Origin of the sequence: Sanguibacter biliveldensis (assembly GCF_033798665.1) — a bacterium.
In the GTDB taxonomy this organism is placed as follows: domain Bacteria; phylum Actinomycetota; class Actinomycetes; order Actinomycetales; family Cellulomonadaceae; genus Sanguibacter; species Sanguibacter inulinus.
Genome location: NZ_CP138359.1, coordinates 1058522 through 1084083 on the forward strand (window position 1 = coordinate 1058522; position 25562 = coordinate 1084083).

At 70.9% G+C, this 25562-nt stretch carries 20 protein-coding genes; 11 read left to right on the forward strand and 9 right to left on the reverse strand.

What is annotated here, in order from left to right:
* Positions 1 to 63 precede the first annotated feature (63 nt).
* Entirely contained in the window at positions 64 to 1053 is a 990-nt protein-coding gene (locus SANBI_RS04545) for a stage II sporulation protein M (protein ID WP_319159379.1), read from the forward strand.
* Positions 1054 to 1175: 122 nt separating this feature from the next.
* Here SANBI_RS04545 and SANBI_RS04550 read toward each other — a convergent pair whose 3' ends face one another.
* The 6 genes from SANBI_RS04550 to SANBI_RS04575 all read right to left on the reverse strand — a co-directional run bounded on the left by SANBI_RS04550 (position 1176) and on the right by SANBI_RS04575 (position 6971).
* Positions 1176 to 1298, reverse strand: coding sequence for a hypothetical protein (locus SANBI_RS04550; protein WP_319159381.1), 123 nt, complete (start codon positions 1296 to 1298; stop codon positions 1176 to 1178).
* A complete protein-coding gene (locus SANBI_RS04555) occupies positions 1299 to 2591 on the reverse strand; it encodes a DUF58 domain-containing protein (RefSeq protein WP_319159384.1) in 1293 nt (430 codons plus the stop codon). It abuts the gene before it with no gap.
* A gap of 3 nt (positions 2592 to 2594) precedes the next feature.
* Complete coding sequence (locus SANBI_RS04560; RefSeq protein WP_461786663.1) at positions 2595 to 3587, reverse strand: AAA family ATPase; 993 nt, start codon at positions 3585 to 3587, stop codon at positions 2595 to 2597.
* A gap of 71 nt (positions 3588 to 3658) precedes the next feature.
* The gene (locus SANBI_RS04565; RefSeq protein WP_319159386.1) at positions 3659 to 4960 is read right to left on the reverse strand and encodes a DUF4350 domain-containing protein; all 1302 of its coding nucleotides are present in this window, start codon (positions 4958 to 4960) and stop codon (positions 3659 to 3661) included.
* Positions 4957 to 5604, reverse strand: coding sequence for a DUF4129 domain-containing protein (locus tag SANBI_RS04570; RefSeq protein ID WP_319159388.1), 648 nt, complete (start codon positions 5602 to 5604; stop codon positions 4957 to 4959). The genes SANBI_RS04565 and SANBI_RS04570 overlap by 4 nt, the downstream gene beginning before the upstream one ends.
* A complete protein-coding gene (locus tag SANBI_RS04575) occupies positions 5604 to 6971 on the reverse strand; it encodes a hypothetical protein (RefSeq protein WP_319159390.1) in 1368 nt (455 codons plus the stop codon). The genes SANBI_RS04570 and SANBI_RS04575 overlap by 1 nt, the downstream gene beginning before the upstream one ends.
* 117 nt (positions 6972 to 7088) lie before the next feature.
* Between SANBI_RS04575 and mtrA the strand changes: the two genes are divergently transcribed.
* From mtrA to secA, 9 genes are all read left to right on the forward strand, one after another.
* Positions 7089 to 7772, forward strand: a complete 684-nt coding sequence (gene mtrA / locus SANBI_RS04580) for an MtrAB system response regulator MtrA (protein WP_056136853.1) — start codon at positions 7089 to 7091, stop codon at positions 7770 to 7772.
* 29 nt (positions 7773 to 7801) lie between these two features.
* Entirely contained in the window at positions 7802 to 9562 is a 1761-nt protein-coding gene (mtrB, locus tag SANBI_RS04585; RefSeq protein ID WP_319159394.1) for an MtrAB system histidine kinase MtrB, read from the forward strand.
* Positions 9559 to 11394 carry an LpqB family beta-propeller domain-containing protein gene (locus SANBI_RS04590; RefSeq protein ID WP_319159397.1) on the forward strand — a complete coding sequence of 612 codons (1836 nt, stop codon included), beginning with the start codon at positions 9559 to 9561 and terminating at the stop codon, positions 11392 to 11394. The genes mtrB and SANBI_RS04590 overlap by 4 nt, the downstream gene beginning before the upstream one ends.
* Positions 11395 to 11905: 511 nt before the next feature.
* Complete coding sequence (locus SANBI_RS04595) at positions 11906 to 12631, forward strand: ComF family protein (protein WP_319159399.1); 726 nt, start codon at positions 11906 to 11908, stop codon at positions 12629 to 12631.
* A 119-nt stretch (positions 12632 to 12750) separates the two neighbouring features.
* The gene (hpf, locus tag SANBI_RS04600) at positions 12751 to 13413 is read left to right on the forward strand and encodes a ribosome hibernation-promoting factor, HPF/YfiA family (RefSeq protein WP_056136862.1); all 663 of its coding nucleotides are present in this window, start codon (positions 12751 to 12753) and stop codon (positions 13411 to 13413) included.
* A 164-nt stretch (positions 13414 to 13577) separates the two neighbouring features.
* The gene (locus tag SANBI_RS04605; RefSeq protein ID WP_319159402.1) at positions 13578 to 14900 is read left to right on the forward strand and encodes a winged helix-turn-helix domain-containing protein; all 1323 of its coding nucleotides are present in this window, start codon (positions 13578 to 13580) and stop codon (positions 14898 to 14900) included.
* 173 nt (positions 14901 to 15073) lie between these two features.
* Positions 15074 to 16810: an ABC transporter ATP-binding protein gene (locus SANBI_RS04610; protein ID WP_319159405.1), complete on the forward strand. Its 1737-nt coding sequence runs from the start codon at positions 15074 to 15076 to the stop codon at positions 16808 to 16810.
* Positions 16810 to 18981 (forward strand): ABC transporter ATP-binding protein, encoded by a 2172-nt coding sequence (locus SANBI_RS04615; protein ID WP_319159407.1) that lies wholly within the window; start codon positions 16810 to 16812, stop codon positions 18979 to 18981. The genes SANBI_RS04610 and SANBI_RS04615 overlap by 1 nt, the downstream gene beginning before the upstream one ends.
* 329 nt (positions 18982 to 19310) lie before the next feature.
* Complete coding sequence (gene secA / locus SANBI_RS04620; protein ID WP_319161181.1) at positions 19311 to 22106, forward strand: preprotein translocase subunit SecA; 2796 nt, start codon at positions 19311 to 19313, stop codon at positions 22104 to 22106.
* A 187-nt stretch (positions 22107 to 22293) separates the two neighbouring features.
* Here the strand turns inward: secA and SANBI_RS04625 are convergent, their stop codons facing one another.
* Entirely contained in the window at positions 22294 to 22821 is a 528-nt protein-coding gene (locus SANBI_RS04625; protein WP_319159409.1) for an Rv3235 family protein, read from the reverse strand.
* Between the two features lie 225 nt (positions 22822 to 23046).
* On the opposite strand from SANBI_RS04625, the gene SANBI_RS04630 reads away from it, so the two are divergent.
* Positions 23047 to 23532, forward strand: coding sequence for a DUF6912 family protein (locus SANBI_RS04630; protein WP_319159411.1), 486 nt, complete (start codon positions 23047 to 23049; stop codon positions 23530 to 23532).
* An 89-nt stretch (positions 23533 to 23621) separates the two neighbouring features.
* Here the strand turns inward: SANBI_RS04630 and hisN are convergent, their stop codons facing one another.
* Positions 23622 to 24422, reverse strand: a complete 801-nt coding sequence (hisN, locus tag SANBI_RS04635) for a histidinol-phosphatase (protein ID WP_056136875.1) — start codon at positions 24420 to 24422, stop codon at positions 23622 to 23624.
* Between the two features lie 104 nt (positions 24423 to 24526).
* A complete protein-coding gene (gene rsgA, locus SANBI_RS04640) occupies positions 24527 to 25561 on the reverse strand; it encodes a ribosome small subunit-dependent GTPase A (RefSeq protein ID WP_056137156.1) in 1035 nt (344 codons plus the stop codon).
* Between the last annotated feature and the right edge of the window lies 1 nt (position 25562).

Genomic DNA, 25562 nt, shown 5'->3' on the forward strand with positions numbered 1-25562 from the left:
CAGGTCCGTCGGGGTGCGTACGTCGAGCGACGCACCGCACAGTTCTATGGCAGGGTATCGTCCGTGGACCTGGACGCATTCTCCGACGTGCACCGCGGCGAGTGGGAGCGGCTGAAGCAGCTGAGCGCACGCCGCCGCCTCGACGGGGCGGAGTCCGACGAGCTCGTCCGTCTCTACCAGACCGTCGCCACCCACCTGTCGACCCTGCGCTCCTCAGCGCCGGACCCCGTCCTGGTCTCCGAGCTGTCCCAGACGCTCAACCGGGCGCGCACGACCATCGCCGGGGCGCACGAGCCTGCGTGGCGAGACGTCAAGACCTTCGTCCTCGTGTCGCTGCCTGCCGCGTTCTACAGGCTCCGCTGGTGGGTCGTGGCTGTCACCCTCGCCTGCCTGCTGCTCGCCGTGGTCTCCGGCGTGTGGGTCGCGACCACGCCGCAGGGTCTGGCCGCGGTCGGGCCGCCGAGCTACCGCGAGGAGTACGTCGAGAGCGCCTTCGCGTCGTACTACGACCCGGGCGCAGGGTTCGCCGCCGTGGTGTGGACCAACAACGCGTGGATCGCCGCGCAGTGCGTCGCCTTCGGCATCACCGGGATCTGGCCTGTCTACATGCTCGTGCAGAACTTCGTCATGGTGGGCGCGATCGGCGGCATGATGGCGCACTACGGCGAGCTCGGGATGTTCCTCCAGCTCATCACGCCGCACGGCCTGCTCGAGCTCACGTCGATCCTCGTCGCCGGCGCCGCGGGTCTCAAGATCTTCTGGACGCTCGTCTCGCCCGGCCCGAGGCCCCGCGGTCGCGCCGTCGCCGAGGAGGGGCGCTCGCTGTTCACCGTGGCCGTGGGCCTCGTGGCGACCCTCGCGCTGTCAGGCCTCGTCGAGGGCTTCGTCACCGGGTCGTCGCTCGTCTGGTGGATCAAGATCGTCATCGGGGCGCTCGCCCTCGCGGTGTTCTGGGTCTACGTGCTCGTGCTCGGCCAGCGCGCTGTCACGCAGGGCGCGACCGGGGACCTCGACGAAGAACGTGCCGGGAGCGTCCAGCAGGTCGCGGGCTGAGACCCGTCTGGTCCTCGATCGTCTCGCACTCCGTCGGCGACCGGCTCGCACCGGGTCGCCGTCCGCCGGGAGGGACGTCGCGACGAGCCGCCGACCGGCCCGCGCAGCTCAGCCGACGGTGCTCAGCCGAAGAGCCAGAGCAACGCAGGCGCAGCAGTCGTCAGCACGAGCGCCGCGACGATCGCGAGCGCGACGCGGCGGTTGCGGCGCTCGCGCGCCTCGGAGCTGTTGGGTGAGAGTCGCATCTAGAGCCTTCCTGCGGCCTTGAGTGAGAGGTACGTGTCGGCGAGCCGCGGGGCGAGCTCGTCGGGGAGGGCTGACACGACGTCGACGCCGCGTCGGCCCAGGACCATTGTCGCTGCTGCACGCTCGAGCTCGGTGCGCTCGGCAGCCGCGGCGTCGAAGACCTCGGCGGCCGTGGACCGCCCGGCACGCAGCGCGGCGACCGCCGGGTCGGCGACCGAGGCGAGCACCACGGTGTGGTGCGCTGTCAGCTGCTCGACCACGGGCAGCAGACCGGTCTCGATCGCAGCGGGCTCGAGGGTCGAGAGCAGCACGACGAGGGACTTCTGCGACAGGCGCTCGCGGACCAGGCCCACGAGCCCTGGCCAGTCCGTCTCGACGAGGCTCGGCTCGAGCGGTGCCATCGAGTCGGCGAGGGCTGGCAGCAGCCGGGGTCCTGCGGCTCCGGCGACCCGGGCGCGCAGCTGGCGGTCGTAGGCGACCATCTCGACCCTGTCACCCGCGCGGGAGGCGAGAGCGCCGAGCAGCAGACCCGCCTCGATGCTCGCGTCGAGCCTCGGCTGGTCGCCGATCCGAGCCGCCGAGGTACGGGCTGTGTCGAGGACGATGAGCACCCGTCGGTCCCGCTCGGGACGCCACGTGCGCACGACCATCTCTTGCCCGCGCGCAGACGCACGCCAGTCGATCGACCTGACGTCGTCTCCGATGACGTACTCGCGCAGCGAGTCGAACTCCGTACCCTCGCCCCGGATCTGCACGGCGGCCTGCCCGTCGAGCTCGCGCAGGCGCGCCAGCCGGCTCGGCAGGTGACGGCGGGAGGCGAACTCGGGCAGCACCCGCAGCACACCGGGGACGACGACCGACGCCTGCCGTCCGGCGATGCCGAGCGGTCCGAGCGAGCGCAGCGTCACCTTGTCGGCCTGCCGGTCCCCGCGCCGGGTCGGCGCGAGGGTGGTCACGACGCGGCGCTGCTCACCTCGGGGAAGGTCGAGGGCGTGCCGGTTCGACACGGCTCCTGCCGAGGGCTGCCACGCGTCGCGGACCACGCCGACGAACCGTCGCCGGGACTCGTTGCGCAGCAGCAGCGTCGACCGTGTCTGCTCGGTGAGGCGCACGGCCCGCGGGACCGTCCGCTCGACCGACACCTCGCGCGGGGATGCGGCGAGACCTGCGTCGAGGGCGACGAGAGCGGCGACCACCACGGCCCAGAGCAGGACCGTCCCCGTGCTGCCTGTGAGCAGCACGGGGACCACCCCGAGCGCTGTGAGGGCGACGGCACGCCAGGTGAGGACCACGGGTCAGCGCGGGACAGGCACAGAGGCGAGCACCGTCGACAGGACGGTCTCGGCGCTGACGCCCTCGAGCTCGGCCTCCGGGCGCAGCTGGACCCTGTGCCGCAGGGTCGGGTGGGCGAGCGCCTTGACGTCGTCGGGCGTGACGAAGGTGCGCCCGTTGAGCCAGGCCCAGGCGCGCGACGTCGCGAGCAGGGCCGTCGCGCCACGGGGCGAGACGCCGAGGGACAGCGAGGGGGAGAACCGCGTCGCGCGGCAGACGTCGACGACGTATCCCAGGACCTCGGGCGACACCTGGACCTGCGAGACCTCGCGGCGCGCCCGCTCGAGCTCGTCGGCCGTCGCGACCGACCTGACGCCCGCGGCACCCAGGTTGCGCGGGTCGAAGCCGGCGGCGTGCCGGGCGAGCACCTCGAGCTCTTGGTCGCGCTCGGGCAGCGGGAGCAGCACCTTGAGCAGGAACCTGTCGAGCTGCGCCTCGGGCAGCGGGTAGGTGCCCTCGTACTCGACGGGGTTCTGCGTCGCGATGACCAGGAAGGGGTCGGGCAGCGGCAGCGGCGCACCGTCGACGCTCACCTGGCGCTCTTCCATCGCCTCGAGCAGCGAGGCCTGGGTCTTGGGAGGGGTGCGGTTGATCTCGTCGGCGAGCAGCAGGTTGGTGAAGACCGGCCCCTCACGGAAGCTGAACTCGGCCGTCCGGGCGTCGTAGACGAGCGAGCCGGTGATGTCGCCGGGCATGAGGTCGGGCGTGAACTGCACACGCTTGGTGTCGAGGGCGAGGCTCGCCGCGAGCGTGCGGACGAGCAGCGTCTTCGCGACGCCGGGGACCCCCTCGAGCAGCACGTGGCCACGGCAGAGCAGGGCGATCAGCAGGCTCGTCACCGCGGCGTCCTGGCCGACGACCCCCTTCGCGACCTCGGTCCGCACACGGCCGAGCACGGCGCGCAGGTCGTCGGAGGCTGGTTCGGTCGCCGCGGCCTGTGCCTTCTCGGTGCTCACGCTCGGCTCCTGGGGTCCGCGGGGGTCTGCGGGTGGGGTGGTCTCGGATGAGGGGGGTGGGGGTGGGGTGCTCACGCGCGGTGAACCTCGCTCTCCAGCTCGTCGAGATCTGTGGCCAGGCGCGTCAGCTCGACGTCGCCTGCTGGGGGTGGTCCGTAGAGGAGTCCGAGCACCTGCTCGGAGGGTCGGGAGGTGGCGCGGCAGACGGCGTCCACGAGTGCGTCGGGGCTGCTCGACCTCGGCAGGCCCAGGCGCCGGGCGATCCTGTCGGCAGCGCCGGCCCGCAACGACGCACCGGCGTGCCCGTAGGCACGCGACCGCCTGTAGAGGCGCCCCCGGCCGAGCGTCGTCTCCGAGGAGCGAACCACGACAGGGAGGTCTTCGGTCGCGAGCGGACCGAGACGCCGCCCCTGCCACAGGGCCAGGACGACCACCACGAGCAGCAGCTGGACGGCGAGCGGCACGGCCCACGGCGGGAGCATCGCCACGACGCCCCCGGGCTCGTCGGCCGTCGTCGGGCGGTCGGGGACCAGCCAGACGAGGGTCTCCTCGTGCCCCAGCATCCGCAGGCCGAGCGCCGCGTTGCCGGCCGTCGTCACCTGGGCGTTGGTCAGGCCTGTCGCGTCGTCGAGGACGCGCACCGTGACGTCGGGGTCGTCGTCGAGCGTCGTGACGGCGTAGTGCCCGGCGCCCGAGGCGTCGGTGAAGCAGACCTGTGCGTCCTGCGCGTCGTCGGCGAGCCTGAGCATGGCCCCGGCTGTCGTGACCTCGCCGGCCGCGACGGCGTCGGGGTCCTCGCAGCGGGCGGGCAGCGGTGTCGAGAGGTCGGGGCTGCGGGAGGCGTGGGTCACCTGGTCCGTCGCTGCGGCGAGGAGGTCGGGCCCGGGGGCGACGAGCACGACCTGGGCACCGGTGCCCGTCAGCGACCGTGCGACGTCGTCGGGCATGCCGTAGTCGTCGGCGACCAGCAGGGTCGTCCCGGGGCCGGCGAGGCCGATCGCCTCGGCGACCGACGTGGTCGGGCGGACCCTGACCCCCTGGTCGCCGAGCACCTGCGCGAGCGCCATCCCTCCGTCGGGGGAGGGGTTGTCGGCGGCGAACCTGATGGTCGACGTCGTGGGGGTCAGCGTCACGAGGACGGCCCCGGCGAGCAACGCTGCGGCGAGCCCGGCCACGACCGTGCGGGACGTCCGCCAGCGTCGTCGCGCGCGGGACGCGACGGTGGTCCCGTCCCCGCGCACCGGCGCGCTCGCAGGCGCGGCCGAAGTCTTCGACGACTGAGACGACGACGTCGTCGTGCTCGCCGGAGACGCCGGAGACGCCGGAGACGCCGGAGGCACGGGTGCCGGGGCCCCGGGCACCTGGAGGCTCATGAGAGCGTCCCGACGACGGGCGTGCGCGCGGCCGGCAGCTGCGGGGAGGTCGCGGCGAGCGCGTCGTCGAGCGCGCGGATGCCGTCGTAGGTGCTGCGGTCGCTCGGGCGCCGCCCGTAGTAGACGGCGTCGAAGGTGTCGCCTGCGTGGTCGAGGGCCGACGCGTAGCCGGGGAACGGTGCCCCGAGCGCCCTGACGGCCTCGTCGGCGGTCCTGCCGGGGGTGTCGTCGAGCAGCGCGCGCTCTTCGCAGCGTCGCACGAGGGCGCGGAACGCGTCGAGCGTCGCACCGGACAGGTCGCCGGCGCGGGCCTGCTGATCCGCGGCAGCCAGGAGGTCTGCGGCCGACCGGGTGTCGTCCTGGTCCAGGACCGGGGCCGCGGTCCGGCGGTGGTCTCGGCGCAACGGCCCGGACACGACCAGCGCGACGCCGGCGACGACGAGCACGCCGGCGACCACGAGCACCGCGCCCCAGACACCGCTGACCCCGGGCACGACAAGACCGTCGAACAACCCCGTGAACCAGCGCACGAACCTCTCGAAGAGTGTCGGGCTGTCGTGGTAGACGGGGTTGGTCAGCTCGCCGCGCAGCAGGTCGCGGGCTGTCGTCGCGTCAGGGTCGACGGGGATGCCTGCGAGGTGCATCAGGCCTCGTCGGCCGCCGCGGCCAGCTCGACGTCGAGTCCTTCGCGCCGCATCCGCACGTCGATGTAGAGCAGGGCGACCACGCTGGACAAGAAGGTCGTCGAGATGGTCGAGGCGATGATCTGCGCGACGACGGTGATCGCGACCGCGCCGAGGGGGACGGTGTCACCTGTGGGGAAGAGGATGTTGGCGATGATCTGACCGGGCGAGGCGACAAGACCGGAGACGATCGAGGTGATGATCGACGACAGCAGGTAGATGCCGAAGAGCCTCCAGAACGACCCGCGGCTCAGCGTCCACCCCCGGGCGATCGACGTGCCGAGCCGCTGTCCCTCGAGGACGTAGGCGGCGGGGGTGAGGATGAACCTCGTCGTGAGCCACACGGCGACCACGACGATCACGACCAGGGCGACGACAGTCACGAGCAGCACGAGCCCGACGGCGTCGGCCGACGCCAGCAGGGCGATGGCGCCGATGAAGACCCCGGCCACCAGCAGGATGCCGATCGAGGGGAGCAGGGAGATCGCGACGAGCCCGACCAGCTTCGAGCGGACCTGCAGCCAGAGCTCGGAGACCGTGAAGGACTTGCCGATCACCGAGCGCGAGATGGCCACGATGAGCAGCCCTGTGGTGACGATCGAGCCGAGGTACACGCCGATCGTGACCAAGAGGGTCTGGGACAGCTGGCCGGCCAGACCGTCGAGCCCGAGCTCGGAGGAGACCTGCCCTGAGCCGTCGTCGAAGAGCGAGACGACGCCGTCGTCGAGCCACTGGTTGGCCGACGGTGCGAGGAGGTAGGAGATCAGCGCGGGGACGATGGTCGCCACAGCGGTCACGAGGGCGACCACCCCGAGCATCACCTTGGGGTTCTTGCGGATCGCCGCGAAGGCACCGTCGTAGATCTCGCCGAGGGAGAGCGGACGCAGCGGGATGATCCCGGGCTTCGCCGGACCTGGGCGCCAGCCCGGCGCGGGGAAGCCGCCGTGCTGCTGCCCGCCGTACTGGGCACCTCCGTACTGCTGCGCGCCGTACTGCGGCTGTCCGCCGTACTGCTGCCCGCTCTGCGGCGTCCCGTACCCGGGGCCCGAGGGCGGTGCACCCGGGTACGGCTGCTGCCCAGCCCCGGGCGCTGCCTGCGGCGGGCCGCCCGGTGCGTACTGCCCGTAGCGGGGCTGGCCGTAGCCGATCTGCGCGGAGGGCTGGCCCCAGCCACCGGGTGCCGGAGCCTTCGGGGAGGCGGGCTGCACGGCATCAGGCTGCACGGCACCAGGCTGCGCGGGAGCAGCAGGACCGGGTTCAGGCGGCGTCCCACCGGGCGGTGCGAACGGCGCGGGCTTCTCCTCGGGCGCGTCCTCAGGGCTCGTCATCGGTGGTGCCTCTCGCTGTGCTCGCCGGACCAGAACGGGGTGCTGCTCGTGGAAGATCATCCTCCCTGCTCATCGTGCCACGCGCCGCCCACGCGGGGAGGATGGCAAGATGGCTGGATGAAGTCACGTGTGCTGGTCGTTGACGATGACACCGCGCTCGCCGAGATGATCGGGCTGGTCCTCAAGACCGAGGGATTCGACCCGGTGTTCTGTGCGGACGGCGATGCTGCGATCGGGGTCTTCCGCAGCACCTCCCCGGACCTCGTCCTGCTCGATCTCATGCTGCCGGGCAAGGACGGGACAGAGGTGTGCCGTCAGATCCGCGCCGAGTCCGGCGTGCCCGTCATCATGCTCACCGCCAAGAGCGACACCCTCGACGTGGTCCAGGGCCTCGAGTCCGGTGCAGACGACTACATCTCCAAGCCCTTCAAGCCGAAGGAGCTCGTCGCCCGGATCCGTGCGCGGCTGCGCAGGACCGACGAGCCGGCTCCCGAGCGGCTGACCATCGGTGACCTCGAGATCGACGTGACCGGCCACCGCGTGACCCGGGGCGGCACCGCGATCTCCCTGACGCCCCTCGAGTTCGACCTGCTGGTCGCCCTCGCCCGCAAGCCGTGGCAGGTGTTCTCCCGCGAGGTCCTGCTCGAGAAGGTCTGGGGCTACAGGCACGCGGCCGACACCCGCCTCGTCAACGTCCACGTGCAGCGTCTGCGGTCCAAGATCGAGCACGACCCCGAGATCCCCGAGATCGTGCTGACGGTCCGCGGCGTCGGGTACAAGGCTGGCGCCACGGCGACATGACCGGGGCGCCTCGTCCGGTCCCCCGGTCGGTGAGACGCAGCCTGCGACGTGCCGTCCGCCGGGTCCAGTGGGCCCTGCGCAAGGTCGTGCGTGCCTGGCGCACGTCGATGCAGCTGCGCGTGACGTCCACGGCGATCGGCTTCGGGCTCCTCGCCGTGATGGTGCTCAGCACGTACCTCTCGGGCGCGATCCGCGACGGTCTCTTCGAGCAGCGGATCACCCAGGTGCTCACCGAGAGCGCGCGCTCGACCTCCCAGGCGCAGACGACCTTCAACACGACGACCGCCACGACCACGACGGGTGTCCAGCAGCTCGTCAACGACCTGGTCCGGCTGCTGCAGGGCGGTGGCTCGAGCGGCCGCGAGATCTTCCTCTGGCGCACCGACCCCGACAGCGCGTCCTCGGTCCTCAACAGCAGCACCGCCCCTCAGCTGAGCGGGCTCGTCACCGACGACCTGCGTGCCCAGACCGCCCAGGGCGAGGAGCAGCGCTGGCAGTCTGTCTCGATCCCCGACAGCTCGGGGACGGGGACGATCCCGGGCGTGCTCGTCGGGTCGAAGGTCGACGTCCCGGTCGCCGGGAGCTACGAGCTGTACTTCTTGTACTCCCTCGAGGCCGAGCAGGAGACCCTGAGCTTCATGCAGCGTGTGCTCGCCATCGCCGGTGCGGCCCTGGTGATCTTCCTCGCGTGCAGCACGTGGGTCGTCACCCGCCAGGTGGTCAGACCGGTGCAGCGCGCCGCGCAGGTCGCCGAGCGTCTCGCCGACGGGCACCTCGACGAGAGGCTGCTCGCCAAGGGCGAAGACGAGATCGCGACGCTGGCCCGCTCCTTCAACGAGATGGCCGAGAGCCTCCAGGACCAGATCCAGCGGCTCGACGACCTCTCGACCCTGCAGCGCCGCTTCGTCTCGGACGTCTCGCACGAGCTGCGCACCCCGCTCACCACTGTGCGCATGGCGAGCGAGCTCATCTACGAGAGCCGTGACGAGCTCGACCCCGTCCTCAAGCGCTCTGCGGAGCTGCTCCAGGCGCAGCTCGACAGGTTCGAGGACCTGCTGGCCGACCTGCTCGAGATCAGCCGCTTCGACGCCGGGGCGGCCGTCCTCGACGCCGAGGCGCTCGACCTGCGGGACGTCGTCAACGCGGCGATCGACCACGCGACCCCGCTCGCCTCGCGCAAGGACGTGTGGGTCGCGGCCTACTTCGACGAGCGGCCTGTCACGGCCGACATCGACCGTCGCCGGGTCGAGAGGGTGGTGCGCAACCTCCTGGTCAACGCGATCGAGTACGCCGAGAGCGGTCCCGTCGAGGTGCGCGTCTCCTCCAACCTCACCGCGGTCGCGGTGCACGTGCGCGACTACGGGGTCGGCATGCCCAAGGACCAGGTCTCGCACGTCTTCGACAGGTTCTGGCGCGCCGACCCTGCGCGAGCGCGCACGAGCGGCGGGACAGGGCTCGGGCTCGCGATCTCCCTCGAGGACGCGCTCCTGCACGGTGGGTGGCTCGAGGCGTGGGCCCGGCCCGGTCTGGGTGCTGCCTTCAGGCTGACCCTGCCGCGGCGGGCTGGCATCGTGCTGACGAGCTCGCCGATCGAGCTCGAGGCCGGCCAGGCGCCAGAAGACCGCGAGTCGGACCCGGAGACGCACACGCGCCGCAGCGACGAGGCAGGACCGGCGAGCCTGCCCGACATCGCCCACATGCCCGGGCACGACGACCACGAGCCTGACGGCGACGACGGTGCAGGTCCCGGTGCCGTCGGACCCGTCCACGAGCTCGGAGGACCACGATGAGCCGACGACAGCGTCAGTCCGTACCCTGCACTGGTGCTTCGGGGCGGGCCGGACGTGGCCGCCGCGCCGTGACGGGGCTGCTCGTCGCCGCGAGCGTGCTCGTGACGGGAGCCTGTGCGCAGATCCCCCAGGACGGCGGGGTCCAGCGAGGCGACGTGACCATCACCGACCCCGGTCCCGTCTACCTCCAGCCGCGCGGTCCGCGCGCGGGGGCCGGCCCTGAGGAGATCGTCGCCGGATTCCTCAGCGCCCAGGCCGGCGGTGTCTACGAAGACTGGGTGACGGCCCGCGAGTTCCTCGACGAGGGGGCGGCGCAGGCCTGGGACCCGACGGTGCGGACCGTCGTCATGGCGCGCGACCCCGAGCTGGACCAGATCTCCGGCCCGACGGACGAGACGATCGCGGGTGCGCCGACCGACCTCGACGACGGCTCGGAGACCGACGAGCCCGCAGAACCTGTCGTCGCGGAGATCCGCGGTCAGGTCGCGGTGACCTCCCAGCTCGACGCCGAGGGGCGCTACACCGAGGCGACCGTCGGCACGCTGCAGGACCTCTCGTTCTCCCTCGAGCAGCAGCCCGACGGCCAGTGGCGGATCACCGGGACCGAAGACGGCACCTTCATGTCGGACTCGAACTTCAGCACGATCTTCCGCCAGACGAGCCTGTACTTCCCGTCGCGGGACGGAGAGTTCCTCGTCCCCGACGTGCGGTGGTACCCGAGCACGAACACCGCGGCGCACGCTGTCAACGGGGTGCTCGCCGGACCGTCCGAGTGGCTGCGGGACTCTGTCTCGGTCGTCGCTCCCGAGGGCACGCGGCTCGTGCTCGACTCTGTCGTCGTGGACGAGGACGGGACGGCGAGCGTCGACCTCAGCCAAGAGGTGCTCGGGGCGACGGACGACCAGCGGGCGATGCTCCGGGCCCAGCTCGAGGCCGTGCTGCTGCGTGTCTCGGGTGTCCGGGCCGTCGAGGTGACCGTCAGCTCTGCGCCGCTCGACATCCGCACCCGGGTCGACCCGAGCCGTGACCCCATGCCCGCACTCGCGAGCCCGCTGGTCCTGAGCGGCGAGGCCGTCAGCACGGTGTCGAGCTCCGGGGTCGAGCCCGTCGAGGGTCTCCTGAGCCTCGCGGGCAGCGACCCGACGGCCCTCGCGATCAGCGTGACCGGGGCCGAGGTGGTCTACAGGTCGGGGCGGACGACGATCCGGACCGCGGCGACGGCAGCAGAGCCCAGCCGGGTGCTGCTCACCGGGAAAGACCTCGTCGCGCCGTCGATCGACCGCTTCGGCTGGACCTGGTCCGGGGACATGCTCCCCGGCTCGCCGCTCCAGGTCGTGTCCCCTGACGGTGTGGTGACGGCCGTGGCCGCCGACTGGCTCGACGGCCGCAGCGTCGTGTCGATCCAGGTGTCCCGCGACGGGGCGCGCATCGCCGTGGTCTCGAGCGACGGCACGGGGACTGCGGGGCAGACCAGGATCGACGTGGCCGGGATCGTCCGGGGCGATACCGACATCCCCGTGAGGCTCTCCGACGCGCTCGTGGCAGGCGCGGCCGTCGTCGCCGCCTCGCAGGTGGTGTGGGTCGACGAGTCGACGCTCGCCGTGCTCGCCCAGGGCCAGACCTCGGGGGTGCGCACGGTCCACCTCGTGCCGCTCGCTGCACACTCCGAGGCGCTGTCCGGGGTCGAGGGGGCCGAGTGGATCGCCTCGGGTCGCGGACGACGGGCCGTCTACGTGGTCACGACAGACGGCGAGCTGCTCAACCGCGCGACGACAGGGGCGACCTGGACGCGGGTCGCCCAGGACGTCAGGCTGCCGACCTTCCCGGGCTGACTGGGTCGACCAGGCTGGCCGACCGGGTGGCCCAGGGAGCCCAGGCTCCTCGGCTCCGGTACCTCGGGTGCCCTGCTGCCTCCGGTGCTCTCGACGCCGACGGGGTCCTCGCAGGGGCTCAGGACTCGTCGTCCACACTGCGCTGGACGCGGGGTGACGTCCACAGGTCTCGCGGGCTGGATGGCAGGACAGCGGCAGGTCCTGGGACCGTCGGACCATGAGATCTCAGCGGACGACCACGACCTGCGTCACACTCCTCCAGGACCTCGTCCGCCTGGTGGTACCGCTGGCCTGTGCCGGCTGCGGTGCCCCCGACGCTGTGGTCTGCCCGGGCTGCCTCGGTGCGCTCGGGACGGCTGCGCGCCGTGCTGACCTGTCAGCACCGCGGCTCGCCCGTCTGCCGCCGCCCCGTGCTGCTCCGGCGCGGCACCGTGCGGACGACCCCACCCGAGACGTCGGCGCCTCTCTAGCCGGAGGTCTCGGGGCAGACGCCGGGGAGGATGACGGGCTCGTGAGCCTGTGGCCGGTGCTCGCCGGCGTCCCGTACGCCGGGTCCGTCAAGACGCTCGTCGGTGCGTGGAAGGACCGCGGACGGACCGACGTCACGCCGGTCCTGGTCTCGCGTTTCCTCGAGGTCGTCGCCGAGGGCCGAGCCGTCGTCGACGAGCACCTCCGGCTGGGCTGCGAGGTGTGGGTGGTGCCGACTCCCTCGACGCCTTCTGCTGTGCGCCGACGCGGGAGGCAGCCGACCACCGAGCTCGCGCGGGCGGCGGTCGAGGTGCTGTCGGGCGCGGGGCCCGCAGCGGGCTCGGGGAGAGCCGGAGGACGGGGCGCGGCCGCCAGGCGTGCGCAGGAGCCCGGCGTCCGGCTCGTCCGTGCGCTGGGCCACCGGAAGAGGCGGACGCTCGACCAGGCTGGCCTGGGTGCGCGAGAGCGCGCGAGCAACCTCTCCGGGGCGCTGCGGGCCCGCCGGCGTCACCGGCGTCGCGCACGGCCGGGGACCGGGCGGGAGATCGTCTGCGTGCTCGTCGACGACGTCCTCACCACGGGTGCGACCCTCGCGGAGTGCGAGCGCGCCCTGCACGAGGTGGGGTGCTCGGTCGTCCTCGGGCTCGTGCTGGCGGTCGCACCCAGGCCTGGCACGATCGGTCGAGAACTTCCTGGTGAGAGCTCCGACGAGGGTGTCACAGCCTCTTCTCAGAGTCTCGTGGTGCACTCGGGTCGTCCGACGGGATAGCCTGTCTAGAAGATCTCGACAGAGGTGGGAGGTGGTGAAGAACTGGCTCCCGCGAGGGCGCCCCCGTACCTGGTAGACGGGCGTTGGAGCAACGCCCACCCACTCCCTTGGAGGCTCACATGGAGATCGTTGTCGTCGGTAGGCACACCGAGGTGGCTGACCGTTTTCGCCGACACGCTGAGGACAAGCTCGCCAAGATCGAGCAGCTCGCACCGAGCGCCCAGCGCGTCGACGTCGAGGTCACTCACGAGAACAACCCCCGGCAGTCTGGGATCCGCGAACGCGTCGAGCTGACCGTCCGCGACAAGGGACCCGTCGTCCGCGCCGAAGCCGCAGCAGACGACCGTTTCGGAGCACTCGACCTCGCGATGAACAAGCTGACCGAACGCTTGCGTCGCGCCAACGACCGTCGCAAGAACCGCTTCCGCAACCCCGCCCCCATGGACACCGCGGACGTCCGGCCGTACGAGCCGCCGCTCCCGCCCGTCACCCCGGAGCCGACAGCTCCCTCGGACCCGGGCGAGACCGTCGAGACGCAGCTCGGAGACTCTCCTGTCGTGATCCGGCAGAAGCTCCACTCGGCCGAGGCCATGACGATCGACGACGCGCTCTACGAGATGGAGATGGTGGGGCACGACTTCTTCCTCTTCATCGACTCTGAGACCGCGCGTCCCTCCGTCGCCTACAGGCGTCGAGGGTGGACCTACGGCGTGATCGCCCTGGACACCTCGTGCAGCATCGACGCTGCAGCGCTCGCAGCCGCGGCGGCAGCGGCCGACTGAGGCGTACGCCCGACCCGCCGCAGCATCACCTGCGGCGGTGACCAGCGGGACAGCACGACCACGGCGCGACCTCAGCAGAGGTCGCGCCGTCGTCGTGCGCGGGCGCAGGTGAGGGGCGCGACCTGACCTCGACGGATGTCGGTGGCGCAGGCCACACTCAGCCCATGGTCTCTCCAGCACCGCGTGCCGCCCGTCGGATGTCCCTGTCTGCCGCGCGCCGGACCGCGCTCGCCGCGCAGGGGCTGGCGGGGGAGCGGCCGTCAGGGCCGGTCACGGCGGCACGGTTCCACAAGGCCGTGGGCCGGATGGGGCTCCTGCAGATCGACTCGGTCAACGTGCTCGCCCGGGCGCACCTGGTCCCCGTGTACTCGCGGCTGGGCCCGTACGACACCACGCTGCTCGACCGCGCCGCCGGTCGCGCGCCGCGACGGCTCGTGGAGTACTGGGCGCACGAGGCGTCCTTCGTCCCGCCCGCCACCTACAGGCTGCTCGAGTGGCGACGACGCAGGTACCGGGAGCAGGCCTGGGGGAGCATCAGCGCGACCGAGGCCACCCACAGCGCCGAGGTCGAGGCGATCCGCCAGATCGTCGCCGAGCACGGCCCGCTGACGGCTACCGAGGTCGAGCGGCACCTCGGCTCGGCCTCTGACCGGCCCGAGGACGGCTGGGGCTGGCGGTGGAGCGTGGCCAAGCGTGCGCTCGAGCTGTTGTTCTTCACAGGCGAGATCACCTCGGCAGGGCGGACCGCCAGCTTCGAGCGGAGGTACGACCTCGTCGAGCGGGTGCTCCCCGCGGACGTCCTGGCGGCACCTGTGCCCACGGACGCCGAGTGCGTCCGTGGGCTGGTCGAGATCGGTGCGAGGGCGCACGGGGTCGGCACGCTCCGCTGCTTCTCCGACTACTTCCGGCTCAAGGGTGCGGCCCCGCGGGACGCTCTCGCCGAGCTCGTCGACGAGGGCACCCTCGAGCCCGTGGTCGTCGACGGGTGGGACCGCCCCACCTTCCGTCACCGGGACGCGACCACCCCGCGCAGGGCCGTCGCGCAGACGCTGCTGAGCCCCTTCGACCCCCTCGTCTTCGAGAGGAGGCGACTCGCCGAGCTCTTCGGCACGCACTACCGCATCGAGATCTACGTCCCGGCGCCCCGCAGGGTCCACGGCTACTACGTGCTGCCCTTCCTCGAGGGAGAGTCGATCGCCGCACGGGTCGACCTCAAGGCGGACAGGCGCGCAGGTGTCCTCAGGGTGCTCTCGGCGCACCGCGACCCCGAGGTCACCGACCGCACCCCGGCTGCGCTCGCCCAAGAGCTCTGCGTCCTCGCCCGGTGGCTCGGGCTCGACCGCGTCGAGGTGGAGCGGGCCGGCGACCTCGCGAGCGAGCTCTCGGGGCACCTCGACCGCTCGGTGCCCCTGGACGGCCCGGTGCCCTCGGACGACTCGGCACCCCTTGACGACTCGGCGCCCCCGTCCGGAGGAGAGCAAGAATGAAGTAGCAGAATTTCGCTCATGTCGGGCATGATCTGTGCGGACGTGCTCGCCCCCGGTCGTCCAGCTCTGGACCGCACCGTCGTCGGACCTCTCCGGTCCGTGCCGTCGCACCTGCCTCCACAGGCGTCGACCTGTCCCTTCCCCTGTCTGCTCGACTGCTCGAAGGAAGTCCCGTGACACTCGTCGCTCTTACCTTGCGCCACGCGAAGCCGTACTCCGCGTGGATCGTGGGGGTGTTCATCTTGCAGCTGGTCTCGACCATCGCTGCTCTCTACCTCCCCAGCCTCAACGCCCAGATCATCGACAAGGGCGTCTCGACCGGAGACACCGACTTCATCTGGTCCACGGGCATCACCATGCTCGTGGTGTGCCTCGTCCAGGTGCTCACAGCGATCGGCGGCGTGTACTTCGGCGCCAAGACCGCCATGGCCGTCGGTCGCGACCTGCGCCGCGAGATCTTCCGCAAGGTCGACTCGCTGAGCGCTCTCGAGATCAACGGTTTCGGCACCGCGACGCTCATCACCCGGAGCACGAACGACGTGCAGCAGGTGCAGATGCTCGTGCTCATGACGCTGAACTTCATGGTGTCGACGCCGATCATGTGCATCGGCGGGATCATCATGGCGCTCCGCGAGGACGTCGGTCTGTCGTGGCTGCTGTGGGTCTCGGTCCCGTTCTTGCTGATCGTCGTGAGCTTCCTCGTCTACCTGCTCCTGCCCCTGTTCCGGCTGATGCAGGACCGTATCGACGGGATCAACGGTGTGCTGCGCGAGCAGATCACCGGCATCCGCGTCGTCCGTGCCTTCGTCCGGGAGCCCTTCGAGTCGGAGCGCTACGAGCGCGCGAACATGGCGATCACCACGGTGTCGGTCAAGGTCGGCAACGTGTTCGTGCTGATGTTCCCGATCATCATGATGATCCTGCACCTGGCCACAGCCGCGGTGCTGTGGTTCGGAGGTCACCGGGTCGACGCGGGCGAGATGCAGATCGGCTCGCTGACCGCGTTCCTGCAGTACCTCCTGCAGATCCTCATGGCCGTGATGATGGGCGTGTTCATGGTGATGATGGTGCCGCGCGCCGTCGTCTGCGCCGAGCGCATCGACGAGGTCCTGCGGACCAAGACCAGCCTGACGGTGCCGCGCACGACTGCTGCGACGGTCCCGACCGCAGGCCGGGTCGAGCTCCGCGACGTCACCTTCGGGTACCCGGGCGCCGAGCGTCCCGTGCTCGACGGGGTCAGCTTTGTCGCCGAGCCGGGCCAGACGACCGCGATCATCGGGTCGACAGGTGCCGGCAAGACCACGCTGCTCAGCCTCGTCTCGCGCCAGTACGACCCCCAGCAGGGCAGCGTCGCGATCGACGGGGTCTCGGTCAGCGATCTCGGGCGTCACGAGATGGCCAGCGTGGTCGGTCTGATCCCGCAGAAGCCCTACCTCTTCTCGGGGACGATCGGCTCGAACCTGAGGTTCGGCCGCCCCGAGGCGACAGACGCCGAGCTCTGGGAGGCTCTGCGGGTCGCCCAGGGGGCTGACTTCGTGCGGGAGAAGACGCACGGCCTCGACGAGCGGGTGTCCCAGGGCGGCACGAACGTCTCCGGGGGCCAGCGTCAGCGGCTCTGCATCGCCCGAGCCCTCGTCGCACGGCCTCGCGTGTACCTCTTCGACGACTCCTTCTCGGCCCTCGACGTCGCGACCGACGCCAGGCTCCGCGAAGGTCTCGGCGAGGCCACGGCGGGCGCGACGGTGATCATCGTGGCCCAGCGCGTCTCGACGATCCGGTCGGCCGACCAGATCCTCGTCATGGACGGGGGCGCTGTCGTCGGTCGAGGGACCCACGACGAGCTGCTCGAGAGCAACGAGACGTACCGCGAGATCGTCGAGTCACAGCTGAGCGTGGAGGGGGTGGCGTGATGATGGCGCGCAAGAAGCCGAAGGACGTCGCCGCAGGCGACCCGCAGCCCGGCTCGACAGTGGTGTTCGACGAGGTCGACGACCTCGAGCCCGAGTACGTCCCCACCGAGATGGACGGGGACATGTTCGGCGGTGCCCCCGCCAAGAAGGCCCAGCACTTCTGGCCCTCCGCCAAGCGGCTCGTCGGGCTCCTGGCCCCCGAGCGGGTGCGCATGTCTGTCGTGGTCGCGCTCGTCGTGGTCTCGGTGGTCCTCACCGTCATCGCGCCGAGGATCCTCGGCCGTGCGATGGACACGATCTTCAACGGGGTGCTGGGCTCACGGCTGCCCGAGGGCGTGCCGCTCGAGGAGGTCGTCGCGGGAGCGCGCGCGGAGGGGAACGACCAGTTCGCCGACCTCCTCTCCAACGCCGACATCGTGCCCGGCCAGGGCATCGACTTCGACAGGCTCGGCCAGCTCATCCTCGTGGTGCTCGGCCTGTACGTCGTCGCGTCGTTCCTCAGCTGGGCTCAAGGGTTCATCCTCAACGGCCTCGTCATGCGGGTGGTCTACAGGCTGCGCCAGGACATCGAGGACAAGATCAACAGGCTCCCGCTCAGCTATTTCGACACCCGGCAGCGCGGTGATCTCATGTCCCGCGTGACCAACGACGTCGACAACATCCAGGCCGCGCTCCAGCAGGCCTTCTCCCAGCTGGTGCAGTCGGTCCTCACGGTCCTGGGCATCACCGCGATGATGTTCATCGTGTCGTGGCAGCTCGCGCTCATCGCCCTCATCGCGCTGCCGCTCTCCGGCGTCATCGCCGGGGTGATCGGCACGCGCTCGCAGAAGCTCTTCGCCGCGCAGTGGAAGAACACCGGGGCCGTCAACGGTCACGTCGAGGAGACGTACTCCGGGCTCGAGCTCGTCCGCAGCTTCGGCCGCGACGAGGAGATGCTCGAGGAGTTCGACGTCCGCAACGAGAAGCTGTACGAGGCGTCGTTCGGGGCCCAGTTCGTCTCGGGCATGATCATGCCCGCGATGACCTTCGTCTCGTACCTCTCCTATGTGCTCATCGCCGTGGTCGGGGGCCTGCGGGTCGCCTCGGGCCAGATCACCCTCGGCGACGCGACGGCCTTCATCCAGTACTCCCGCGAGTTCTCCCAGCCTCTCGGCCAGATCGCCGGGATGGCGAACATGCTGCAGTCCGGTGTGGCCTCGGCCGAGCGGACCTTCGAGCTGCTCGACGCCGACGAGCAGGAGCCCGAGCAGGCCACAGCGACGCTCCCCGAGCGGACCGAGGGGCTCGTCCAGCTGGAGGACGTCTCGTTCAGCTACGACCCCGAGGTCCCGCTCATCGAGCACCTGTCGTTCTCGGCGGAGCCCGGGCACACCGTCGCGATCGTCGGACCGACGGGCGCGGGCAAGACCACCCTGGTCAACCTCATCATGCGGTTCTACGAGCTCACGGGCGGGCGGATCCTGCTCGACGGGGTCGACATCACGACGCTGAGCCGTGGCGAGCTGCGGTCCCAGGTCGGCATGGTCCTCCAGGACGCGTGGCTCTTCGAGGGCACCATCCGGGAGAACATCCGCTACGGGCGTCTCGACGCGACCGACGACGAGGTCGTGGCCGCGGCCCAGGCGACGATGGTCGACAGGTTCGTCCGGCAGCTGCCCGACGGCTACGACACCGTGCTCGACGCAGACGGTGGCAGCGTCTCGGCAGGTGAGCGTCAGCTGCTGACCATCGCACGGGCCTTCATCGCCAACCCGTCGCTGCTCATCCTCGACGAGGCGACGTCGTCGGTCGACACCCGCACCGAGCTGCTCGTCCAGCACGCGATGGCGGCGCTGCGGACCGACCGGACGTCCTTCGTCATCGCGCACAGGCTCTCGACCATCCGCGACGCCGACACCATCCTCGTGATGGAAGACGGCCGGATCGTCGAGACCGGCTCGCACGACCAGCTGCTCGAGCGTCGGGGTGCGTACTACCGCCTCTACATGACGCAGTTCCGTGGCGAGCACACGGCGGTCGACGACGAGGACGGCGACCAGGACGACGGCCAGGCGGCAGCTGCGGAGACGCGAGCGGACGCCGCGACAGTCCTGGAGGACCTCTCTGGTAGCACTGCGGGCAGCACCGAGCAGCCCAGCAGCGGGAAGGGCGACGCGCCCCACCCGGCCTGATCGGGGAGGGGGCCGGGCGTCGGTCGGAGGGCACCGGGGGAGCAGAGTCAGACTCTGCCCCCCGGCCCCCCGTCGCACGTGCGACGCCTCACCCGACCCGGCGCCCACCGCCTGACCCCTCGTCCCACCACCCGACCTGGTGACCACCACCCGACCCGGCGTCCACCACCACGACCCGGCGCCCACCACCACGACCTCCCAGGTCGGCTCCGACATCGCCCGGCAGAGGTGTGTCGAGACCGGTCCGGTCTCGCATACGATGAGAGTTGTATGCCCTCTGAGCCGCTCGGCTCGGCGGGAGAGCTGTGAACTCGAACCGGGAGTACTGCGTGGCTGCGATCCTCGATAAGGTCCTACGTTTCGGCGAGGGGCGCATCGTCAAGAAGCTCTCAGGGCTCGCCAACCAGGTGAACGCCCTCGAAGACAGCTTCGAGGCGCTCACCGACGAAGAGCTGCGCGAGGAGACCGACCGCTTCAAGGAGCGGATCGCCCAGGGCGCGACCCTCGACGAGCTCCTCCCGGAGGCCTTCGCCGCCGTCCGCGAGGCCTCCCGTCGGACCCTCGGGCAGCGTCACTTCGACGTCCAGCTCATGGGCGGTGCGGCGCTCCACCTTGGCAACATCGCCGAGATGAAGACCGGTGAGGGCAAGACCCTCGTCGCCACGCTCCCCGCGTACCTCAACGCGCTGTCGGGCGACGGCGTCCACGTCGTGACCGTCAACGACTACCTCGCCAAGTACCAGAGCGAGCTCATGGGTCGTGTCTTCCGCTTCCTCGGGCTCAGCACGGGCTGCATCCTGTCCGGGCAGACGCCCGCGGAGCGCCGCGAGCAGTACGCCAAGGACATCACGTACGGCACGAACAACGAGTTCGGCTTCGACTACCTGCGCGACAACATGGCGTGGTCGACCGACGACCTCGTCCAGCGCGGCCACAACTTCGCGGTCGTCGACGAGGTCGACTCGATCCTCATCGACGAGGCCCGCACCCCGCTCATCATCTCCGGCCCCTCCTCGGGCGACGCCAACAAGTGGTACGGCGAGTTCGCCCGGGTCGTGCGCCGCCTCACCGTCGACGAGGACTACGAGGTCGACGAGAAGAAGCGCACCGTCGGCGTGCTCGAGCCCGGGATCGCCAAGGTCGAGGACTACCTCGGCATCGACAACCTCTACGAGTCCCTCAACACGCCGCTCATCGGCTTCCTCAACAACGCCATCAAGGCGAAGGAGCTGTTCAAGCGCGACAAGGACTACGTCGTCATCAAGGGCGAGGTGCTCATCGTCGACGAGCACACCGGCCGTATCCTGGCCGGCCGCCGCTACAACGAGGGCATGCACCAGGCCATCGAGGCCAAAGAGGGCGTGGCCATCAAGGCCGAGAACCAGACCCTCGCGACCATCACGCTGCAGAACTACTTCCGCCTGTACAGCAAGCTGGGCGGCATGACGGGTACGGCCGACACCGAGGCTGCCGAGTTCCAGGGCACGTACAAGCTCGGCGTCGTCCCCATCCCGACGAACCGCACGATGCAGCGCATCGACCAGCCCGACCTCATCTACAAGAGCGAGAACGCGAAGTTCGACGCCGTCGTCGAAGACATCGTCGAGCGTCACGCGGCCGGTCAGCCCGTCCTCGTCGGCACGACGAGCGTCGAGAAGTCCGAGCTGCTCGCCGCCAAGCTGAAGAAGCAGGGCGTCCCGCACGAGGTCCTCAACGCCAAGCAGCACGAGCGTGAGGCGTCGATCGTCGCCCTCGCCGGACGCAAGGGCGCTGTCACCGTCGCGACCAACATGGCTGGTCGAGGCACCGACATCATGCTCGGCGGCAACGCCGAGTTCCTCGCCATCGCCGACCTCAAGGCACGGGGCCTCGACGCCGCCGAGACCCCGGAGGAGTACGAGGCCGCGTGGCCCGACGCCCTCGAGGCAGCGAAGAAGGCCGTCGCCGACGAGCACGACGAGGTCGCCGAGCTCGGCGGTCTCTACGTGCTGGGCACCGAGCGCCACGAGTCGCGTCGTATCGACAACCAGCTGCGTGGCCGCTCGGGCCGTCAGGGAGACCCGGGCGAGTCCCGCTTCTACCTGTCGACCCAGGACGACCTCATGCGCCTGTTCGGCAGCGCGCTCGCCGACTCGATGATGCAGCGGTTCCCCGACGACATGCCGCTCGAGTCCAAGATCGTCACCCGAGGCATCGCCTCGGCCCAGGGTCAGGTCGAGAGCCGCAACTTCGAGATCCGCAAGAACGTCCTCAAGTACGACGACGTCCTCTCGCGCCAGCGCTCGGTCATCTACGACGAGCGTCGTCGTGTGCTCGAGGGCGAAGACATGGCCGAGCAGATCCAGCACTTCATCAAGGACGTGCTCACCGCCTACGTCGAGGGTGCGACCGCGACAGGTCACCCCGACTCGTGGGACCTCGAGGGCCTGTGGACCGCGCTCAAGGCCGTCTACCCGGTCTCGATCACGGTCGACGAGGTCGTCGCCCAGGCGGGGAGCGTCGACGCGCTCACCCACGAGCTCATCCTCACCGAGGTGCTCTCCGACGCCGAGCACGCCTACACGGCGCGCGAGACCGAGCTCGGCGAGGCGAACATGCGCCAGCTGGAGCGTCGTGTCGTGCTCTCGGTCCTCGACCGCAAGTGGCGCGAGCACCTCTACGAGATGGACTACCTCAAGGAGGGCATCGGCCTGCGCGCGATGGCCCAGCGCGACCCGCTCGTGGAGTACCAGCGTGAGGGCTTCCTGCTGTTCCAGGCCATGACCGAGGCCATCAAGGAAGAGTCCGTCGGCTACATGTTCAACCTCGAGGTCAAGGTCGAGACCGCTCCGGCCGTCACGGCAGCCGGTGCTGCGGCAGCAGCCGGTACCGCTGCCGCCCAGGCTCTCGGAGCGGCTGGTGCTGTCGTCGCCCAGCCCGACGAGGACGGGACCGAGAAGGTGCTCGTGGCGAAGGGGCTCGACGGCCCCGACCGCAAGGTCCCGCTCAGCTACACGGCCCCGAGCGAAGACGGCGTCGGTGCCGTGGTCACCGGCGAGGGCGGCGCCACGCGCACGGTCTCGTCCGACGACGAGGACGGGTCGGGCAACCGCGAAGAGCGTCGACGGGCCAGGAAGAAGAAGTGACACAGGCCGGCAGGGACTGCACCTGACAACGGAGCAGGACCGCACGGCGAGACGCAGAGAGGGCCCCACGGCAACCGTGGGGCCCTCTCTGCGTTCTGGGTACCTTCGCTGCTGGCGCGCAGGTGGCGCGCTGCTGGCACGCAGGTGGAGGGTTGGCGCGATGCTGGTCGCGCTGCAGCCAGTCGTGTCAGCCGATCTCGAGCACCACCACGCGCCACCGTCCGCGGTGCAGCTCGACACGGAGGGCGGCGGCCCTGACCCTGTCGACGTCGTCGATGATCACGGTGGCCTCGGCGGCATCCGGCGCGACCCGGACCACGCGTGCCCTGCGGACCCGGGAGCGGGACTGCGGGGTGGGTGGTGCGCCCCGCCGGTCGCGTGCGGCGGACCTCACGCGGGCGAGCGTCTCGAGCTGGTCGTAGACCTCGGGGGACACCGACCGCACGAGCTGGGCCAGAGGGCGCACACCCCGCAGGACCTCGGTCGCGGCGTGGGCGACGGCGCAGCACAGCGCCGTCGGGTCGCCGGGGTCGGCGGCAGGTTCTCGTCCTGGTGGGGCGGGTGTGCGCCGCACAGGGGCCGGAGCAGCCCTGTGCCGCAGCCCGTGGCGTGCCGAGACCGTGGCGGCGGAGCTCTCCCGGTTGACAGATGCCGTGTCGGTGCGACGGAGCTCCTGTCTGTCGGCGGCGGGGGCTGTAGGGGCCAGCGCAGTCATGATGGTCCTTCGGTAGGTGACAGATGGGCCCGAGACCAGTGCTCGGGCCAGACTGCACGTCCGGCTCCGTCGACTCCTGCCCGGGTCCTCGGTCCTCTAGGTATAGCTACGTGAGGTTGACGAAGTACAGACAAACGGGATGCTGTGGATAAGTCGCCCACATCACCCGGCGGTCGCGTCTGTGCACTCGGCGTACTGGTGTGCCGCGGGTGGCACACTAGAGCCATGCGCCTCTACGTCCCCGTGACGCTCGCCGAGATCGACGCCCTCACCGGCCCCACCATGACGCTCGAGACGCGGGGGGCTCACGCCGCGACGCCGGCCCTCGTGGCCGAGCTCGCCGCCGAGGGGGTCGACGACCTGGAAGAGGTCGAGTACGTCGCCCAGCTCGCCGCAGCAGACGACTCTCTGGTCCTCGTCGCCGCCGACCCCGCCGTCCCGTGGCTCCGCGCTGTCGTGTCCGTCGACGTCCCCGACGCCTCGGTCCGACCCGTCGACGCAGCGGCGGACGACGACGACGTCGCGTCGAGCGCAGTGACGGTCGAGGGACCCCTGACAGGTGTGCGCATCGTCTGCGCGCACGTCGACGAGCCCGAGGCCGCGAGCGACATCCAGGCCGTCATGGGTGGCGACGACGACGCGATCGAGCGTCTGGCCGACCGCGACCTGCTCTGGTACGACGCGACCGAGATCTCCTCGATCCCTCGCTGACAGTCGCACGACGGCCGTCCGCCGGTTCCCGACTGACGGCTGCCGACTGACGCGTCGGGGGGGCCGACCTTGCCGAGCGCGAGGCGGTCTCAGTGCGTCTGGAACCCCACGGCCGAGAGCACGTGGTCGTGCAGGTGCCCGTTGGTCACAGCCGCGTTGCCGCCGAAGGGCCCGTCGACACCGGCGAGCGAGGTGAAGCGTCCACCGGCCTCGGTGACGATCGGCACGAGGGCCGCCATGTCGTACAGCTCGAGCTCGGGCTCGACGGCGATGTCCACGGCTCCCTCGGCGACGAGCATGTAGGACCAGAAGTCCCCGTAGGCGCGGGTGCGCCACACCTGGCGCGAGAGGTCGAGGAAGTGCGGCAGCCGACCGCGCTCCTCCCACCCGCTCAGGCTCGAGTACGACATCGACGCGTCAGCGATGTCGCTGACACCGGAGACCCGCAGACGGGTGGCCGAGGACAGCGAACGGCCGGTCCACGCGCCGGTCCCGCGAGCGGCCCACCAGCGGCGCCCGAGCGCCGGGGCGCTGACGACACCCATGACGATGTCGTCGCCGTCGGCCAGCGCGATGAGGGTGGCCCAGACGGGGACCCCGCGCACGAAGTTCTTGGTGCCGTCGATCGGGTCGATGATCCACCGGCGCGCGCCGTGGCCCGTCGCCCCGAACTCCTCGCCGAGCACGGCGTCACGGCCGCGTGACCTGCCGAGCTGCCCACGGATGATCTCCTCGGCGCTCTTGTCGGCGTCGGAGACGGGCGTGTGGTCGGGCTTCGACTCGACGTGCAGGTCGAGGGCCTTGAAGCGTGACATGGTCTGCGCGTCGACCTGGTCGGCGATCACGAGCGCGAGCCTGAGGTCGTCGTCGTACTGGGAGCGGGCGGTCATGCCCCTCACCGTATCTCGTGAGGTCGCGGCGCTGCGCCGCGGCGCGCGTCCACCAGCAGGAGGTCACCAGCGGACGGCGCACCGGCTCGTGCCTGCGCGAGACGTCAGCTGCGCGAGACCAGCAGCCTGCGGAAGGAGTCGAGCCGGGCAGCGCGGGCAGCCCGCACCTCGTCGTCGTCGGCGGCGGTGACCCAGTCGTCGAGCGCACAGTCTGGAGAGCCCTCGAGGTGGGTGCAGCCACGCGGGCACTCCTGGGCGACCTCGTCGAGGTCGTCGAAGGCCGTGAGCAGGTGCTCGATCTGCACGTGGGCCAACCCGAAGGAGCGGACCCCTGGGGTGTCGATGACCCAGCCGCGGGCTCCGTCGTGCTCGGGCAGGCGCAGGGCGACCGCCGAGGTCGAGGTCTGGCGTCCGCGCCCGGTGACGTCGTTGACGACGCCTGTCGTGCGCATGGCACCGGGGACCAGGGCGTTGACGAGGGTCGACTTGCCGACCCCCGAGTGCCCGACGAACACCGAGGTCCGCCCCGAGAGCGCGTCGCGGACGGCGTCGAGCGGCGTGATCTCGCCCTCGTCGCCGCGGAAGGTCGTCACGACGGATACACCGATCGGCTCGTAGAGGGAGCGCAGGGCGTCGGGGGAGGCGAGATCGGCCTTGGTGAGGCAGAGCAGGACGTCCATGCCGGCGTCGTAGGCGGCGACCACGCAGCGGTCGATCATGCGGGTGCGGGGCTCGGGATCGGCCAGGGCGGTGACGATGACGAGCTGGTCGGCGTTCGCGACGATGATGCGCTCGTAGGGATCGGTGTCGTCGGCTGTGCGGCGCAGGACCGTGGTGCGCTCGGTGATCCGGACGATGCGGGCGAGGCTGCCCTCTTCTCCGGAGGTGTCACCCACGACGTCGACCCTGTCGCCGCAGACGACACGCTGCCGGGTCAGCTCGCGTGCTTTCATCGCCGAGATCACGTGCTCGTCAGGCTGGTCCTCGTCGAGCAGGAGCGTGTAGCGGCCGCGGTCGACACCGGTGACGAGGCCCGAGACGGCGTCCTCGTGCTCGGGGCGCGTCTTGGTCCGTGGGCGCGAGCCCCGCTTGCTCGGACGGCTGTGGAAGTCGGACTCGTCGATCGGGCGTCGTCCCACG

What these genes read in the sequence shown, in the direction of transcription:
- SANBI_RS04570 (WP_319159388.1), bottom strand. Translation starts at nt 5,604, where the DNA reads ATGCACCTCGCAGGCATCCCCGTCGACCCTGACGCGACGACAGCCCGC.
- SANBI_RS04590 (WP_319159397.1), top strand. Translation starts at nt 9,559, where the DNA reads ATGAGCCGACGACAGCGTCAGTCCGTACCCTGCACTGGTGCTTCGGGG.
- SANBI_RS04605 (WP_319159402.1), top strand. Translation starts at nt 13,578, where the DNA reads ATGGTCTCTCCAGCACCGCGTGCCGCCCGTCGGATGTCCCTGTCTGCC.
- mtrA (WP_056136853.1), top strand. Translation starts at nt 7,089, where the DNA reads ATGAAGTCACGTGTGCTGGTCGTTGACGATGACACCGCGCTCGCCGAG.
- hpf (WP_056136862.1), top strand. Translation starts at nt 12,751, where the DNA reads ATGGAGATCGTTGTCGTCGGTAGGCACACCGAGGTGGCTGACCGTTTT.
- SANBI_RS04550 (WP_319159381.1), bottom strand. Translation starts at nt 1,298, where the DNA reads ATGCGACTCTCACCCAACAGCTCCGAGGCGCGCGAGCGCCGCAACCGC.
- SANBI_RS04565 (WP_319159386.1), bottom strand. Translation starts at nt 4,960, where the DNA reads ATGAGCCTCCAGGTGCCCGGGGCCCCGGCACCCGTGCCTCCGGCGTCT.
- SANBI_RS04575 (WP_319159390.1), bottom strand. Translation starts at nt 6,971, where the DNA reads ATGACGAGCCCTGAGGACGCGCCCGAGGAGAAGCCCGCGCCGTTCGCA.
- SANBI_RS04615 (WP_319159407.1), top strand. Translation starts at nt 16,810, where the DNA reads ATGATGGCGCGCAAGAAGCCGAAGGACGTCGCCGCAGGCGACCCGCAG.
- SANBI_RS04630 (WP_319159411.1), top strand. Translation starts at nt 23,047, where the DNA reads ATGCGCCTCTACGTCCCCGTGACGCTCGCCGAGATCGACGCCCTCACC.
- SANBI_RS04625 (WP_319159409.1), bottom strand. Translation starts at nt 22,821, where the DNA reads ATGACTGCGCTGGCCCCTACAGCCCCCGCCGCCGACAGACAGGAGCTC.
- hisN (WP_056136875.1), bottom strand. Translation starts at nt 24,422, where the DNA reads ATGACCGCCCGCTCCCAGTACGACGACGACCTCAGGCTCGCGCTCGTG.